This window comes from Vibrio sp. 10N.286.48.C11, from assembly GCF_041469805.1.
Classification (GTDB): domain Bacteria; phylum Pseudomonadota; class Gammaproteobacteria; order Enterobacterales; family Vibrionaceae; genus Vibrio; species Vibrio crassostreae_C.
In genome coordinates this window covers 1-17,025 of sequence record NZ_JBFRLK010000029.1, presented here as the reverse complement: position 1 = coordinate 17,025, position 17,025 = coordinate 1, and the positions used below count along the sequence as shown (strand labels likewise).

Below are 17,025 nucleotides of genomic sequence, written 5' to 3'. Positions count from 1 at the left end.
AGTTGTTGTTTCTGTTGAGGAGTCAGTATTATTTTCATGGTGCGTAGCATGATCCTGCTTTAGGGAAAAATCAAGCATCTTCAATGATCACGGGTATACTTATCAATAATTTATTTTGCAGTGAACTCGGTTGTAAATGAGAAGCGCCCTCACTTGTTAGCCAAATAACTGTCGTGTGTTTTTGCATTTATTACGAAATCATTTCTTTTATATCAATACTTTACAAGTATCACCCCTTGCGCCCCCCTCCTTAAGACCAATCACAAATTTGTGACATATCAACCAATTCCAGCAACCTGTCATTTAACTTTTCCTTTAATCAGTTATGATGATGACGCTGACAGAAAATTTAGTGCGTCGAGACGCATTTTTCTCGTAGTTAATTGCTTTTTGTAAACCCAACATCCATCAAAAATTACTCTTTGATACTTTTGGTTACATCTGTAAGCGAGCAGTGGTATAACGCAAAAATGCATTTCCTAAATTGATGATTGGTTACGTTGCAGAACAGTTTGATAAGAAAGTCAACTCATTTACCTATATGTTCGGCTTCCAAGTTGTGAATAACATCATGACCGCAATAGCCTCACCTATTATGGGCACAATGCACGATAGTTACAGCTTTCCAATGAGTTATATCTACTGCGGAGTTTTTTCCGGCTGTGCAACGATTCTCGCTATCTTCACTTTAAGTGGTAACAAAAAGCCCCAAGAACTGAGAGAGATTCAGGAAAATTGCAAGGACAGAACACAAACGGCGTCTGCCTGAGCATAACCCTATTTAAGCCTTGCTGCGAAGCACAAGACTAAGTGCCGTGGCAAATTAGATACCTTCTAGCTAGCCGTAAGTTAGCTATGAAGAATTTTACAAGTTTAATTAAATAAAATGGTAATAATCATGAAAAACAACATTTCACGACGAAATATGTTAAAAGCAGTGGGAGGCACCATCGTGGCCGGTGGTGTTGCTCACTATGGTTTGTCCGGCTCAGGATCGTTGGCTAATGCACAAGAGCTAACAGAAAATGCAAAACCAGCGGACTTTTCTGATAGCTGGGGTAACACCAATGACCGTATCTGGCTTGGTGGTGACTATTGGGCTAACCCAATGGACGACTGGACTCTCCGTGATGGCGGTGTCGAGACCGTTAGAGAGGGGGGAAACCGCAGTGTCCACCTATTAACTCATCAGGTGACCAACCCTCAAGGTGGTTTCGAAATGTCGGTGATTGCTCAGCGAATCGACACGTTAGACCAAGACGGCGGTGCGTGCTTACGTATTGGTGCTAAGAGCGATATCAACGAGTATCGCAGTAACCTTTTTGAAGAAAATGGTTACAACGCCGGCTATCAGGGCGACAAACTTATCCTTGGTAGCAAAACCCTAACTTTGAAAGAAGATGTGGGTGAAGGTGAGATCCTTCTTAAGCTGACTGGCTCGGCAGTAGCTGGCGCCATCACCCTAATATTAGAAGCCTACTCGGTAAAAAGCGGCCAATTGATTGGTAAACTGACCAATATTGCCGCAAGTAACGAGCTGCTTGGGAATATTGGTGTTGTCAGCAACTTCTTGATCCCATCGACTGGTTCTTACGACCTACCAGCTAAGCTGAGAGGCTCAAACTACCGTTTCCGTGATTGGCAAGTACGCGGCGCAGCGTTTACCGTAAAACAGGAACAGCACTTTGGTCCTGTACTATGGTCGATGTACACCGTCAACAAGACTGATAAAGGCCACGACCTTAAACTAACTGGCTTTACTGGCCCGATGGGTAAAGACGATACTCAAGAGCTAGAGCTGCACCTAAAACAAGATGGCAAGTGGGTGAAACACTCAAGCGCGCAACTTGATCCTGTCGCATGGGTTGCGACTTTTGAAATCAAGTCATGGGATGCAAACCAAGCCGTTGACTACAAAGTTGTTTATAAAGAGAAACATAAGGACGGTAGCTACACCACTGATGAGTGGCCAGGCGTGATTCAAGCCGAGCCCAAGGGTCGCCCATTGAAAATGGCTGCGTTTACCTGTCAGAACTATTACTCGTACCCGTATGAGCCACTAGTGAACAACGTTATGCGCAGTAACCCTGACATATTGTTCTTCTCAGGTGACCAAATTTATGAGAGCCACGGTGGCTTTGGCTTGGTTCGCTCGCCAGAAGATAAATCGATCCTGTGTTACCTGCGCAAATACTACCTGTTTGGCTGGGCCTTCCGCGAAGCGATGAGTATCGCCCCAACCATCTGTATCCCTGATGATCACGATGTACTTCAAGGTAACTTCTGGGGTGAAGGCGGCGTACCAATGGAAAACCCTGAGCGCGATCCAACTGCCTCAGTATTGACTGGCTTTATCCATTCTCCTGGGTTTGTCAACGTTGTGCACAAGACTCACACCTCACACCATCCGGCACCTTATGATGCGGCGCCAAAAGAGGCACTCAACGGTATCTCTGCCTACTTTGGCGAGATGGTTTACGCCGATGTTGGTTTTGCGATTCTGTCAGACCGCCAATTTAAAACCGGACCTGATAAGGTGGGTGCGGAAGTAGGCGTCACGGGGCAAGACGAAGATCCATTGTATTTCAACCCTGATCTTCACAGAGAAGATCTGCAATTGCTTGGGCCAACTCAGGAGAAATTCCTCATCGAGTGGAGTCAAAACTGGGATTCGCAAAAACTTAAAGCCGCATTAAGTCAGACAACCTGGGCGAGCCTTTCAACCCATAGCGGTGGTCCAAACCACTACTTGAAATACGACTTTGATGGTAATGGCTGGCCACTCAGTGGTAGAAACCGTGCCATTGACGCCATCCGTGAATCTATGGCACTGCATATTTGTGGTGATACACATCTAGCAACGCTATCTCAATATGGTGTTGAGAAGCAACGGGACAGCAACTGGGCCTTTGCCGTTCCCGCCATTAGCGCCGGCTGGCAGCGATACTGGCTGCCCGATTCTGTAGGTTATAAGCGAGAAAACCCTCCAGCTCATGGACTGCCGCACACTGGTGAATCAACCGACGCCTTCGGTGGTAGAAGCTATGTGTATGCCGTTGCTAACCCTGTAGTAGGTAAAAGTGGTAACCGTTACGTGCATGCAAATGAGAAAGGCAGTGGCTTTGGTATCGTTGAGTTTGATACCGAGAAGCTGACTTACACCTGTACCGCAATCCGTTACTTGGCCGATATCAGCGACCTAACACTGGACAACGTCTACCCAGGATGGCCGGTGACTATCGCGCAAAAAGAAAACCGTGGTGAAAACATCCTTAGCTAAGTTTTAAGCCCTAATTTATCCATTAGCCCATAGGCACACTCTCTCCTTCAGTGCCTATGGGCTTTTTTGTTTTCTAGGAAGGTGTGAGGCTAGCCAGCCCCAATTTGCCAAATAGGTGCTTATCGCTCAGCAATACATGTTGTCTAAATGAAAACGATTGAATTGAATGAAAGTAGACAGTAAACGCCCCATGATCCCACGGGGCGACTTGTCAGTGTTTGAAGTTCCAAGGTAGGAGTGCGTTGATATCAGGCTCAGCTTTCACCAGCTCCTTCTTGCACTTGACCATGTAGTCGTAGAGGATAAGACCGTTGGCTTTCGCGGTCTCGACGATGCTGTAAAGCATCGCGCTCGCGTCAGCACCATTTTGAGTAGCCGAGAATAACCAGATGGTATGTCCTTATATACTAAGACTCACCTATGGTGCGTTTTTGGAGGTCATCAATATGAAAACCGTCAATTATTCTGCTTACATTGGACTAGATGTACACAAGGACACTATTGCCGTTGCGGTTGCAAACCCAGAGCGGCAAGGGGAAGTTCGATTCTATGGTAATATTTCTTCAGAGAAAGACTCCGTCATTCGACTAATGAAGAAGCTGATCAAGCTCCACGGCTCCATTTTTGTCTGCTACGAAGCAGGACCTACTGGCCTCTATCGATTGCTGCTCAGCATGAATATAGATTGTACCGTTGTGGCACCCTCTAGAATTCCCAAAATTTCGACTAACAAGATTAAAAATGATCATCGAGATGCTGTTGCTCTTGCTCTTGCTCTTGCTCTTGCTCTTGCACGACTATTAAGAGCTGGTGAGTTGGTTGATGTCTGGGTTCCCGACATGACACATGAAGCTATGCGTGATCTAATTAGAGCTAGAAGCTGTGCGAAAAAAGATACTAAGGTTGCTCAAATCAAAATCAGGATTAGTTCAGTCGAAAATAAAGAATATTTAATCCTTTAATACAGCCGCTCATAAATTGATCATGCAGTTTGATATTTCGTCAATTAAACCCTACAAATTATGTAAGATCTCGCCCCGACAGAATTACAGGATCTGAAAGGCAGTAGAGCACAGGGTGAGCGCATGAGTGTCTAGTTTTTGTAAGTGTTCACCAAACCCTATTGACATAAAAAGTGTGACCTTACGCACTTGATCCCACTTTTGGTATTGAGTGATCCCTCTAGGTAGCCATCATGGTTTCATGACTAGAAAAAAAGCACCTAAATACCAAGAAGCACCACCTGAAGTCTCGGATTTAAATGAGGCTAAAGTGCTTATTGATGAGCTGTGGGAACAGCTTCGACATTATGAAGATAAGCTAACTACTAGCTCCAAAAACTCTTCAAAATCGCCCTCTTCGGACAACCCTAAAGATCGCCATGAACGAAAAAAGCTGAAAGCTCTGGTGGTCGCAATTCGAGAGGAGCTAAACAAGGCCACACAGGGCATCAACGAAAACTCTCACCGTTAAAGAAAACGGATGTCATTATTGACTGTTTCCCTGAAACTTGTCCTTGTTGTGCTCAATCTAACATTGAGGTCCAAGGTGGGCCATACTATCGCCATCAGGTTTTCGATATTCCAAAACCCACTGTCGATATCACCGAATACCGTTTATTTTCAGGTCAATGTCGACACTGCAAAGAAACCGTAAAGGCTCAAAAGCATGAAGATGCATCGCAAGGGATTATAGGGCCGAACTTATTGAGTTACATTGGGGTTCTTGCGGGGCAATATCATCTCAGTGTTCGGAAAATCCAATCACTGCTCAAAGAACAGCTTGGCACAACTTTTTCGGTCGGCGCGATTAGTGAAGCGCAAACGAAAGTCGCTTCAATGCTAACTCCATTGCATCAAGCGATAAAACAAGCGTTAAAGAAAGCACCTTTGGTTCATGCTGACGAAACCTCTCATCACCGAAATGATGAAACGAGCCTGCGTTGGTGTTGGTTGGTGGCCAGTGATGAACTTGTTTATGAACAAATACTGTATTCGCGCTCGACCTCATCAGCGAAAAAGGTCATTGATGCAGAGTATGCAGACATCGTGGTCAGCGACCAGTGCCCAAGTTATAACTGGATAGCCGCAGACCGTCATCAGTTATGCTGAGCGCATGTTAAGCGTAACCTTCAACAAATGGCGGATTATAGTGGCGGTGGCCACACCGCTTATATTGGCAAACATCTTTGTTTGCTGACGAACACCATTTTCCATACTCGACATCGTTATGAGCAAGGTGAGTTGGATTATTCACTGTATTTAAGGCGAATGCACAGGCTACAAAAATCGTTCGATCATTGGTTGACCAAAGGGACAGGTGTCATGGTCAAGCGGTATCGGGGGCGATGCAAGTTACTACTCAAACATAGGGAAAGCTTGTGGGTTTTCCTCAAGAAAGCATCAATCCCCTTAACCAATAATGAAGCTGAGCGATGTATTAGAGGTTTTGTCATTCAAAGGAAAATCAGCTTCGGAACGACCTCGGATGCAGGCGATAAATTCCGTAGCCGTATTCATACACTTATCGAAACCTGCAAAAAGCGCGGCCTATCAGCAATGTCAGTTCTGAGTGAAATCATCACTTCTGTTGTTGAGAAGAAACCGTACCCGAACGTTTTTAATCTGTAGTATCGATCCTCTCAATCATGAAAAGTCAAACTGCCTTGGTGAACGGTTACTAGTTTTTCACCACCTGACTAAAACCAGCACTCAATACCGCCTCTAACATGGATGTATTCATCATGCATCGCTTTTGCTTCCCAACAATGCTTAGCTTGGTTGGCTCTTCTCGGAGCATATTTAAGCTCATATGACGTAGGCATGATAGGTTCTCTGCACCGTGCTCTTTGTATATCTGGCACGCATCTTCATTCATGGTTACGTCAAGCACCCAGTGCATTGACTCTATGCCCCAATGTTCTCTGACGGCCACCGCTGCTTGCTCTGCACTAAGCGCTTTAGAACTGATGTAATAGCGGTACTCTAGCTCAATAGATTTGCCTTTCTCAAGGCGGAAGTTTTCAACCATTACAATGCTCTTCAACCCTTTCCAGCGAGAGAAGTCACCATCAAGTTTCGTGCTATCAAAAACATAGCATTGGCGTGACTCTACACGTCCATGCCCTTGCTCTAGGCAGAGGCTATCTGCCACATTTGCTCGTTGATATGAGAACGCTTTTTCTATCGCTTGTCGGAGTTTTCCTTGATTGTTCTTTACTGCAAGCAAGTAATCACCACCTTGCTCTACAATGGTTTTGGCTATCTTAGTCTGACAGGCCATTGCATCTATGGTTATTAAGGCTCCCTTGATATCGAGCATCTTTATCAGTTCAGGGATTGCTGTAATCTCATTGCTTTTTTTCTTCGGTTTTCAGCTGTCCTAATACCAGCTTGTTTGACGATGCATAAGCACTGATCATATGAATGGTGCTCGCCCTGTCTTCACGATTGTATGAGCCTCGAAGCGTTTTACCATCTATCGCAATCACTTGACCTTCGGTAAGAGTATGTACTGACGACATCCACTTAATGAAGCACTCATGAAACTGTTCGGCCTCAATTGTAGAGATTATTCGAGCTATTGTGTCATCAGCGGGAATTCCATTCAAAAACAGTCCATTACTCTTAAACCAATCATGATGACCAAGAATGTATTCACGAATATCAAACCAGCCTTTCGCGCCAGCAATCACCGCACATAGCGAGCCAAAGAGGACATCAAACAGGCAGTATGTGACTTTTGCACTTTGGCGTTGGTCGATAATCGTTTGAAAATGTTCTTTGAAGTGGTCAATATGCATCATGCTCTCCCTAAAAAGGGAGTATATGATCACAGCTAAATGTGATCGTCAAATCGATCGTGATTTTGATTGAAAAATGTTCACGATCTCACCCTGCAGTAGAGCAGGCTTTAAAAAGCAACGAAGTTCAAAGCAAAGGTAACCCTTCGCTTTGAACTAAACCAATAATATTATCGCTTATCTAGCTTAAGAATATCAGAACTATACTCGAAAGTTTGTAGCGTCGTACTAGTTACAAAACCTCCTTGGTCTGGGAAGGTAATTGCAATCTTATTATTTTGTCTTAAGAGTGAATTAGGTACATCAATTTCTAACATATTGAAAAACTGAGGCCTATTTTTCTGATCATCACCAGAATACTTCACTGGTAGATCTAACTTAGTACCATTGAATGTAACGATTGGCTCTTTTGAGCTACGGTGTTGACGTCCAAAGCTCATTCGAAGTACCGCTGCACCAAATTCGTTTGTTTGAACATCATTGATGTTGAAGTTAATCGATTCATTCGCCTTGATCGCTTGATGATAACTTGTTGCATAGTACTTGCGCTCTACCGATTTTTCTTCAATTTCAATTGGATTCTTAAATACATACTCAAAAATCATAGAGGCTTCTGGATGGATGGCTATTTTATCAGGCATTTCGTTGTATGATGTCTCTGTCAACGTGATATCACCATCAACATTATGTAGGTGCTTTATCTTAAGGCTTTCGAATTCCGCCCCTTGCACATTAACTAAGTTAACTGATACTTCTGCTGGTTTGTTCAGCAGGTTACTTACCGCAACATATGCTTTTTTACCGTCTACGTAACTATCCACCAAAACATCTTTATCAACTGATTTCGTGTCGACACGCGTACCATTTACCTCCGACCACAATTCGTAGAACTTGATAATATCGGTGTAAACATAATGACTCCCAATCTCTCCCTTCTTCTCATCGTTATGACGCATCAAACGCCATGGATAATTCCGCCCTTCCTCACCGTGCCATTCTGCCTTTGTCAAACTAAACGGAATCGCTTTAAGTATCTGATCGGGCTTAGCCATAAACTGAATCATCATAGGACTAAACGATTTCATCGTCTGCCAGTCATTTCTAGCTGACCAGGTCTCTTTCTCTGTTTTGTGGTCACGACCGCCATATTCGGAAATCATAAATGGCTTCACTTCACCCAACTTTAGATATTGATATTGCTCCATCATATCCATGGTGGCTTCAATTCGACCACCACGGAAGTTCACTTCACCTCCATCTCGACCTAAATAACCAAAGTCATAAAGATGAATTGACATAAAGTCCATATACTCACCACTGGTGTCGATAAACAACTTCATGCGTTCATCCCAACGCTTAAAATTTCGATCATCGAACCATGGGAATGCGGTAGTGTAACCGCCGATCATAACAGAATCGTCATCGACGTATTTACGGAACGATTCTGCCACTTCATTGTGATAAATAAAGGTGTCTACTGGGTCGTTACCATGCACGGTTACTAGTTCATAGAGTGGTTCGTTCAGAATTTCAACATACTTAGGACGTTTGTGCCCCTTGGCCGGCAATTCACCTTCCTCACGATAAAAATTGTTAAGGAATCGTCCCATAAATTCGCCGACCGCATCAGTATTCTTAAACGTCCACCCTCCTTTCCCTTTGTGCTCACCAATCCAAAACTGGTGTATTTGGCCACCAATCATCGCTTCAAAACGGTCATCGTATTGGTGATGCCTTGCCAGTTTTTCACCATAGTTTTTTATACGGTGGCTTTCACCAAGTTCCGCCATACTCTGCGGGTCTGCGTAACCTGGTCTATTTGGATCTTGCTCTACCATGGTCGCGTGTAGAGGCATAGTACCGTTATCACGACCAAAATAAACATCCAAATTGTCAAGCAAATATCTAAGTTTTATATCCTCGCCTTCCCAATCAGGCTCGGTTATTTTTGAGTGCATTACGATATACTTACTACGATCAAATTCAGAAATACCGCCAACTTCATGCTTAACATTCAGATCAACATACACCTGGGAACTGGCAAAAGCGTAACCTGAGAGAAATATAGCATTCGCAATAAAAAGTGTTTTTGACGCAACCTTCATATAATCTGTCCTTAATTTTTAATTTTTACATTGTTTAAAATACAACAGCATTCATTGGATACAGAGTTCCGTCACTTTAAATCAATAACTTATTAGTGATGAGATATGAAGCTTTCCAACCGAAAAAATCATATCCCCCCCCCACCAAGAGAGAAGAAGAGCTCGGTTAGATAAGCTAAATTATGTTGATCCAACTAATATTTTAGTGTTTGGGTCCAAACACCTGAATCTGTTCCAGAACCACTAGACCAATCTATATACTCAACGCAAAAAAGGCAAACCAAAATTCATTTTTTGTTAACCAAAGCACTAATGAAGCCCTTTTGTGATCTTGTGATACTTTTACACAGGCAATCACCGTGACTATTATTTCTTAGGGCAGGATCGAACTTTAACTGTTAAAGATAAGAAACTTTATATTTTAATGATAGATTTTCAGCTAGAGTGTATTGATCTTTACTGTGCGTTTCATGTTTAGCAATACATAGGCAACAACATTAACACAAATACCAACGATAGCATGTTGGCATAACGCCTTTCGTCCTTGTCATATCGAACTGAAATTACTAGATAATAATTAATCTTAACGAAAGCATTTTTGAGTAAGTGGCGATACTTATGTCCATATTTTCTCGTCCATAATTGCGCTTAGCAATGACCGTTTCTCCACTATGCTCCCGAACAAAACAATAGAGAGGTTCGCTGCCATACCCTTTATCACTAACAGTAATATTAACGTTATTCAGTTGTACCACTAAACTTTCAGAGTGCACGATGCCGTGTCGTGGTCCTTCAGATAAACCAAAGAAAATCGGTAAACCACCATGACCTAATATCAAATAGATTTTCGTTCAATTTCCTCCTCGGCTTTTTCATATTTGCTCTTAGCTTTAAGTAGTTACACCTGTACTATATTGATGTACTCGAACAATAGAACCACCTAAGAAGCCCTATCCATAATCTGATATCCTTAATAATCCATTGAAAAATTTGACCAAAATATCTTTACTTAACCAAAGATTAAAACGCCTACAGACACTATTCTATTCGCCAAACTCTGGATACAAATCTCGCTATGGAATACTCGTTCTCATTCGGTATGATCATTCCTCAAAAAGCCATTCCGCTCTCATTCATTTCAACAAGCACTCAAATAAAACGTAAGCGCATCATAAACCCCGCATTCTAATCTTCCAGCACGGATAATATGATCAGCTCTCCAACAAAAAGGAGAGTTGAAATGGCAAAACGACGTACCAACCAAGAATGGCAAACCTTGCTAGAGCAATACGAAAAGTGCAACGTGACTCAGCGAGTTTTTTGTGAACAACATGGCGTAAGTTTGTCGACGTTCTTTGCAAAGCGCCAGCAATTACAAACAGCAGAGCAACCCGAAATCGCTCGCTTCGTGAAAGCAGAAGTCGTCGAAAAGACAACAAAATATCAGGCAGTCCAGATACCAACAGTCAACATGACACTGCTCGTGAATGATATTGAACTGAGTATTCCGCAAGGAACACCCGCGACCTACCTAGCTGAACTCATTAGAGCGCTGTCATGAAAGGCATGCTGAGCGCCCCAGAGGTTTATCTGTATCGTGAGAGCGTCGATTTTAGAAAGTCCATCAACGGCCTCGCTGCGATTATCGAAAGTGACACCGATTTGCCTTTGGGAAGTGGCGCACTGTTCTTGTTTACCAACAAACAGCGCGACAAAATGAAAGTATTGTACTGGGATAAAACAGGCTTCGCCCTCTGGTATAAACGCCTCGAAAAAGCCAAGTACAAGTGGCCTACAAAAGAGAAAAATGATGTGTTTACCCTGACTCAATTCGAGCTTGATAGACTGCTTTCTGGCTTCACGATTATCGGCCATAAACCCGTTCGAATAAACGATTTTACAATGACTTAAACGATAAGAAAGCTTTATCCACCAAGCGTTAACGGCATGATTTTAGTATAATAAATGTCATGAAAAAGACGCCAGATATCAACCCAGAAAGTCAAAGTGTTGCCGAGCTACAAGCGATGGTGAAAGCACTGATGTCGGAGAAAAGCGAGTGGAAACAAGAGCGTCAATCGCTACTTGAGCAACTCAAACTTGCCTTCGACCGCCAGTTCGCGAAACGTTCGGAGGCATTAAAGCCTTACGATGAATCTCAAGGTGACCTCTTCAACGAAGTGGAATGTGAAGCTGTTAAGGAAGAAGAGGTTCAGGTAACAACCGCCACAACAAAGAAACGCGGTAAACGCAAGCCACTTCAAAAGACCTTACCTCGTGAGATTATCGAACTTGATTTAGACGACCATGAGAAGCAGTGCGCTTGCTGTAATCATAGCCTGCATAGAATCGGTGAAGACCGCAGCGAGAAACTTGAGTTCACGCCAGCGGTACTCAAAGTGTTGGAATATGTTCGCCCTAAGTATGCTTGCCGCCAGTGCGAGCAAACCAAAGACAACAACCGCATCATTCAAAAGCCAACGCCGCAAAGCATTATCCCTAAGAGCTTCGCGACAGAAAGCTTGCTGGCCAATATCATCCTAGGCAAGTATCAATATGCAATGCCACTGTATCGACAAGAGTCGCTGTTTACCCAATCTGGTATCGAGCTATCACGAACCACCATGGCAAGGTGGATTATCCAAGTCAGTGAGAAATTCGCTCCGCTTTACGCTGCCTTGAAAACACACCTGCTAGAGCAGGTGGTGGTTCAGGCGGATAAACCGCCGCTTAATGTACTTAAAGAAGAGAAACAGTGTTACATGTGGTTATACTGCTCGGGAGCCGACTCGCCAGAAGCCGCGCTACCAAATGTTAAAAACATTGTCTTGTACGACTATCAAAACTGTCGTGCGAGGGCATGCCCCATGGCCTTTTTAGGTGATTACCACGGTTATCTTCAAACGGATGGCTATGCAGCGTATGACAAATTACCCGTGAGCAACGTGGGTTGTTTGGCCCACGCTCGCCGTAAATTTATGGATGCGAAAAAGCTGCAAGGTAAAGGAAAGTCTGGTCAATCGGATACGGTATTGGCAAAAATCCAAAAACTCTACAGAATAGAATCACGCTTAAAAGGTGCATCTGCCGAAGAACGAAAAGCAGAGCGTCAAGCGTATGCCAAGCCGATACTGGATGAGTTTTACCAATGGATGACAACCCAGAAGGTGATAGGCTCTAGCCCACTAGGCAAAGCGATAAAATATACGCTTGGGCAGTGGTCAAAGCTCATTCGTTATATCGACGATGGTCACTTATCTATCGACAATAATCGTGCTGAGCGCGCAATTAAACCACTGGTCATTGGCAGAAAGAATTGGTTATTCTCGGCTACTCAAAATGGTGCTGACGCGAGCGCGATGCTTTACAGCATCGTCGAGACCGCGAAAGCCAACGGTCTTATCCTCTACGACTACATGGTCAAGTGCATGAAGGAGCTGGCGAAAGCTGAGCCTGATATCAACGCACTCCTACCTTGGAACTTCAAACACTGACAAGTCGCCCCGTGGGTTCATGGGGCGGATAAAATAAAACAACGTAATCTAAGAGCTCAGCTACAATTTAAACAGTATTACAAAGGGAGCTATTTTATGTATCATTTTATTTTGAAGGTTGTTATTTTTCTTATAACGTCATTAAGCGTTTCTAGTTTCGCTGCCGGAACAATTACAGCCAAAGAGATGTCCAACAAAGAGAAAGCAATCGCCGTTGTTTCTAGTATCGAAACTGGTGACCAGTCCGCTATTGCTTACATTAATCCCGCTTACTATATCCAGCACAATCTTGCCGTTGAAGATGGGTTAGAAGGTTTCGGCAAAGTGCTAGGTTCTCTGCCGAAAGGTTCTGCCAAAGCAAAAGTCATACGAGCAGCAGAAGATGGCGATTATGTATTTCTCCACACTGATTATAATTTCTTTGGTCCCAAAGCGGGGTTTGATATTTTTCGCTTTGAGGATGGATTGATCGTTGAACATTGGGATAACTTACAAGAATTGACCGGAAAGAATCCAAGTGGACGCACTCAGCTAGACGGCTCGACAGAAATTATTGATGTCGACCAAACGCAAGAAAACAAAGCACTCGTCGCAGATTTTATTGACACTATCTTGATTCAAGGTGATATGAGCAAAATTGGTATGTTTGTCAACAGCGCTCCGGAAGGTTTCTTACAACATAATTCTATGGTCGGAGACGGCCTTGAGGGGCTAAGTAAGGCAATGAAAGCCTTAGCCGAAGCAGGCACCCCTATGGTGTATTCCACTAATCATAAAATATTGGGTGAGGGTAGTTTTATTTTGGCGGTAAGCGAAGGTACTTTTATGGGAAAACATACGTCCTTTTACGACCTTTTTAGGGTTGAAAATGGTAAAATCGTGGAACATTGGGACACGTTAGAAACCATACTAAGTAAAGACCAACGGAAAAATGACAATGGTAAATTTGGCTTCACTTCTGATTACGTCGTCGAAGTGGCGACATTTGATCTAAGAGATGGTGTAAGTGCCGAACAATTTATGCCTCTTGATACAGCAGTTGAAGACAGTCATGTATCAAAACAACCTGGTTTTATTTCGCGAAAAGCCGGTATGTCTAACAAAGGTTATTGGCGAGTGATCGTTCACTGGGAGTCTTTAGAAGATGCTGAAGCATCGATGGCAAGCTTTATGAAAGCTCCTGCTGCCGCAAAATTTATGCAAGATGCCAATACATCGACGATGATAATGCGACGATATAGACATTAGAGAATACGATTAAGGGTTAACATTTCGGCGCTATTTAACATAGCTTACAGCCGTTCACTATTGTTGGTTTTCTATCAGAATACTTTGAGACGATAAGTCAACGTAAGCACAACCTTAAAACGATTACTGTGCGATAATAATATACAGTCGCACAGTAATCAAAGGGAACGATATACTTTACTGTGTTCTCGTCCTTACTAGCTCACGAGAACTATCAAATACCTGTAAAGTCATTGATGATACGTAACCTCCGTTATCATTAAACTTGACTTCTATCTTGTTGTTAACGTTAATATCAGCCAGTTCAACAGGAACTTCAATTAAACCAAAGAAGCTATTGCGACCTTTGCCATCCAAATATTGGTCATCACCACGAAAATCCTCAGGTACTTCGATCACTTTGCCATTCAGAGTCAACGTTGGTTGTAGTGTTTTACCAAAGTCGCGACCGATCCCCATGCGAAGAACTGCTTCCCCGTTATTGCCAAGTTGAACATTATCAATGTCGAATGTAATTGTCTGATTAGCATTAATGCTTTGCTTATAAGTATCGGCATAGTACTTAGTTTCTTCATTAGTTTCGATAATAGCAACATCAGAAGCAAAAGTAAGTTCTAACACCATTGTAGAATTGGCACTCAAATTAATAGTATCGGGGAGTGAAAGTGAATCTGTTTCATCGATAAGACCTCGCTTAACGCCGCCAAAACTACGCTGCAGGAAGTGCTTGATCTTCACGCTATCTATCACATTACCATCTAATCCAAGTGTATTTAGTGCGAGTTCATGGTTATTAAAATCTAAACTGTTCAAAATAATATAGGCCTTAGAGTCAGTAACATAAGCGTCAACCTGAATGTCTGCTGTTGAAGACCATGTATCAACTCTTGTACCTTGAACATCTTTCCACAATTCATAAAAATAAATCATGTCACTGTAAACCCACTTACCGGTAGGACTTGCAGGCTCATCTGCTTGTCGCATTAGACGAGATTCATATGGTATGTTGTCTCCCTGTCGCCCCCATTCACCTTTAACAACGATAAAAGGTAGTGCTTTCAAAATTTGGTCCGGACGTTCCATAAAACTCATCAACATAGCATTAAAAGAGACTACGTTTTCCCAGTCAGAAGAACGCTCCCACGGATTGTTTTTCGTCGTATGGACTTGAGCTCCATATTCAGAAATAATCATTGGTTTAGGCGCACCAAATTTTTGATATGTGTATTGCTCTAACATATCAAGTGTTGCTTCTAGATTTCCACCTCGGCGATATCGTTGCGAATTTTGAAAAGCTGGAAAATCGTATAGGTGCAAAGACAAGAAATCCATTTTCTGTCCCGCAATGTCGATGAAAGATTTATCTCGATCTTCCCAACGTTGAAAGTTATCTTCTTCAAAATTTGGAAATGCAGCCGTATAACCACCAATAAGTGCCTCTCGATTCGCTTTCCGAACCTCATGGGCAACCGCGTTGTGAAATTCGAATATTTTATGTGTTTTTGCTAACTTCTCAGCATCAGTTAAATCAGTGTCATCAACTAAATCGTACAAAGGTTCATTCATTACCTCAACAAAACTAGGTTTAGGTTCACCTGCATCCGCACTTGTTGAAGATGCATCGAAGAAAGACTTTAAGTATTGGCCCATATAATGACCAGTAGCCGTACCTAAAGGTTCTTCAGCAGTATCAGCCTGAGAAAATGACCATGGTGTGATATCACCTAATGATTTGATCTTAGTTCCATCTGGCCAGTAAGGGTGTTGCTGCGCAGCGATAATCACATCGGTTGAGCGATGCCAATGTTGACGGCCTTTTTCAAACTTTATATTTGCACCGGTAAGAAATTGGTTTTTAGTCACGCCACCTCGATTAGTCATTGAAGTCTCATCAACAAAACCAGACTTTGCCGAATCTTCTTCAACATTGCGAAGCTCCCAAGAAATAGCACCGGTGTTTCGGCCAAGATAGACATCATAGCTATCTAAAAAGTCGGTAATTAAATCATCAGAATCGTTTGATGCACCATTATTGGCGTCATGCCATTCATTTTCAAGTAATGAAGCATGGATACCGATAAACTTACGACGGTCAAATGTTTCAATTCCACCTACTACATGCTTCATATCAAAGTTTATGTCGACTTGAGTTCCCGTAAAAATTGGCGGGTTCGGAGGATCGATCTCTGGTGGTGGCGTAACTGGTGTATCACCACCATCACCACCACACCCTGCAAGCCCGAAAGCAGTAGCGATAAGAAGAAGCAGACTATTTTTTTTAATCATTGTATTACTCTCTCTAAAAATTGGGATAAACTAATCTTAAAATTCAATTAGCTACCCATTGCATCCATTGCATCCTTTGCACCCTTTGCACCTGCTGTATAGCACGTTAATAATGCTCTACATAGGGTCGTGACAACTATATTGACAACTTGGTCCAAATCCATGGTTGCTATCTTTATTTGGGTTTGGGGGAATGTCGTACGCATCTAACTTGTTGTTAAGACGCTCATCAACGACCTCCATATCCAAAATATTCTTTTCTGAAGTATTTCTTTGAGGTTCCGCTTTTCCACCAAAATTAACAACAACAGCGATAACCAAAATAAAAAACGTAGTCTTTAATAAACCTATCTTTTTCTTCATCGCTACTTTCCCACATCCAAAAGGCATATTGTGTTTCTCTACTCATCGAAACCACTTTCTATTTGATAGCAAGCTAAGGTTAACCAAAGCCACGCTTTGGATAATCAATAACGCAAACACTATAGACAAATGTAAATGTGGTCCAGAAAATTGCCGTACATGAGTACTGAACTGTGATGCAGTAATCAATATTATCATTATTTAAAATGGATTTAATGCCTCGGCACTTCATAGAATCGGAATAAGATGACCTAAAGGTAAAGGTCGTTCGCTATGCTCTTATTTATTGACATTGACGCACAACTGCCAACTATGAGAGGTGTTTTCTATCCGTTAGTTTGGTAAATACTCTTAAAAATAAACAATTTAAGCTATTCCTCTATAATTGAGAGTGATGAATAGTGCTGTTTCTGTTGACACTGAGAGATGGCGTTGTTGATCAAATCA

8 protein-coding genes and 6 pseudogenes are annotated in these 17,025 nt (G+C 42.6%); 8 read left to right on the top strand and 6 right to left on the bottom strand.

The window, feature by feature from the left end:
* The first annotated feature begins 487 nt into the window (after positions 1-487).
* Positions 488-769, top strand: a complete 282-nt coding sequence (locus tag AB4209_RS09015) for an MFS transporter (RefSeq protein ID WP_372055614.1) — start codon at positions 488-490, stop codon at positions 767-769.
* 129 nt (positions 770-898) lie between these two features.
* Complete coding sequence (locus AB4209_RS09010; RefSeq protein WP_372055612.1) at positions 899-3,280, top strand: alkaline phosphatase D family protein; 2,382 nt, start codon at positions 899-901, stop codon at positions 3,278-3,280.
* 211 nt (positions 3,281-3,491) lie between these two features.
* Here AB4209_RS09010 and AB4209_RS09005 read toward each other — a convergent pair.
* Positions 3,492-3,680 (bottom strand): annotated as a pseudogene (locus AB4209_RS09005) (IS66 family transposase); the annotation flags it as partial.
* A 46-nt stretch (positions 3,681-3,726) separates the two neighbouring features.
* Between AB4209_RS09005 and AB4209_RS09000 the strand changes: the two are divergent.
* Positions 3,727-4,200: pseudogene (locus AB4209_RS09000) on the top strand (transposase); the annotation flags it as partial.
* 283 nt (positions 4,201-4,483) lie between these two features.
* Positions 4,484-5,910 (top strand): annotated as a pseudogene (gene tnpC, locus AB4209_RS08995) (IS66 family transposase).
* Between the two features lie 49 nt (positions 5,911-5,959).
* Here tnpC (AB4209_RS08995) and AB4209_RS08990 read toward each other — a convergent pair.
* The 3 genes and pseudogenes from AB4209_RS08990 to AB4209_RS08980 all read right to left on the bottom strand — a co-directional run.
* Positions 5,960-7,082, bottom strand: a pseudogene (locus AB4209_RS08990) (ISAs1 family transposase).
* A gap of 170 nt (positions 7,083-7,252) precedes the next feature.
* Positions 7,253-9,187: a hypothetical protein gene (locus tag AB4209_RS08985; protein WP_372055610.1), complete on the bottom strand. Its 1,935-nt coding sequence runs from the start codon at positions 9,185-9,187 to the stop codon at positions 7,253-7,255.
* A gap of 474 nt (positions 9,188-9,661) precedes the next feature.
* Positions 9,662-10,287 (bottom strand): annotated as a pseudogene (locus AB4209_RS08980) (IS5/IS1182 family transposase); the annotation flags it as partial.
* A 140-nt stretch (positions 10,288-10,427) separates the two neighbouring features.
* Here AB4209_RS08980 and tnpA point away from each other — a divergent pair.
* The 4 genes and pseudogenes from tnpA to AB4209_RS08960 form a co-directional block, all read left to right on the top strand.
* The gene (tnpA, locus tag AB4209_RS08975) at positions 10,428-10,748 is read left to right on the top strand and encodes an IS66 family insertion sequence element accessory protein TnpA (protein ID WP_372055608.1); all 321 of its coding nucleotides are present in this window, start codon (positions 10,428-10,430) and stop codon (positions 10,746-10,748) included.
* Positions 10,745-11,098: an IS66 family insertion sequence element accessory protein TnpB gene (tnpB, locus tag AB4209_RS08970; RefSeq protein ID WP_372055606.1), complete on the top strand. Its 354-nt coding sequence runs from the start codon at positions 10,745-10,747 to the stop codon at positions 11,096-11,098. The genes tnpA and tnpB overlap by 4 nt, the downstream gene beginning before the upstream one ends.
* A 59-nt stretch (positions 11,099-11,157) precedes the next feature.
* Positions 11,158-12,681: an IS66 family transposase gene (gene tnpC / locus AB4209_RS08965; protein WP_372055604.1), complete on the top strand. Its 1,524-nt coding sequence runs from the start codon at positions 11,158-11,160 to the stop codon at positions 12,679-12,681.
* 96 nt (positions 12,682-12,777) lie between these two features.
* Positions 12,778-13,635: pseudogene (locus tag AB4209_RS08960) on the top strand (hypothetical protein); the annotation flags it as partial.
* A gap of 471 nt (positions 13,636-14,106) precedes the next feature.
* On the opposite strand, the gene AB4209_RS08955 reads toward AB4209_RS08960, so the two are convergent.
* Both AB4209_RS08955 and AB4209_RS08950 read right to left on the bottom strand, forming a co-directional pair.
* Positions 14,107-16,215: a hypothetical protein gene (locus AB4209_RS08955; protein ID WP_372055602.1), complete on the bottom strand. Its 2,109-nt coding sequence runs from the start codon at positions 16,213-16,215 to the stop codon at positions 14,107-14,109.
* A 117-nt stretch (positions 16,216-16,332) separates the two neighbouring features.
* Positions 16,333-16,578: a hypothetical protein gene (locus tag AB4209_RS08950; protein WP_372055600.1), complete on the bottom strand. Its 246-nt coding sequence runs from the start codon at positions 16,576-16,578 to the stop codon at positions 16,333-16,335.
* Positions 16,579-17,025 lie beyond the last annotated feature (447 nt).

What these genes read in the sequence shown, in the direction of transcription:
- AB4209_RS09015 (WP_372055614.1), top strand. Translation starts at nt 488, where the DNA reads ATGATTGGTTACGTTGCAGAACAGTTTGATAAGAAAGTCAACTCATTT.
- AB4209_RS09010 (WP_372055612.1), top strand. Translation starts at nt 899, where the DNA reads ATGAAAAACAACATTTCACGACGAAATATGTTAAAAGCAGTGGGAGGC.
- AB4209_RS08985 (WP_372055610.1), bottom strand. Translation starts at nt 9,187, where the DNA reads ATGAAGGTTGCGTCAAAAACACTTTTTATTGCGAATGCTATATTTCTC.
- tnpA (WP_372055608.1), top strand. Translation starts at nt 10,428, where the DNA reads ATGGCAAAACGACGTACCAACCAAGAATGGCAAACCTTGCTAGAGCAA.
- tnpB (WP_372055606.1), top strand. Translation starts at nt 10,745, where the DNA reads ATGAAAGGCATGCTGAGCGCCCCAGAGGTTTATCTGTATCGTGAGAGC.
- tnpC (WP_372055604.1), top strand. Translation starts at nt 11,158, where the DNA reads ATGAAAAAGACGCCAGATATCAACCCAGAAAGTCAAAGTGTTGCCGAG.
- AB4209_RS08955 (WP_372055602.1), bottom strand. Translation starts at nt 16,215, where the DNA reads ATGATTAAAAAAAATAGTCTGCTTCTTCTTATCGCTACTGCTTTCGGG.
- AB4209_RS08950 (WP_372055600.1), bottom strand. Translation starts at nt 16,578, where the DNA reads ATGAAGAAAAAGATAGGTTTATTAAAGACTACGTTTTTTATTTTGGTT.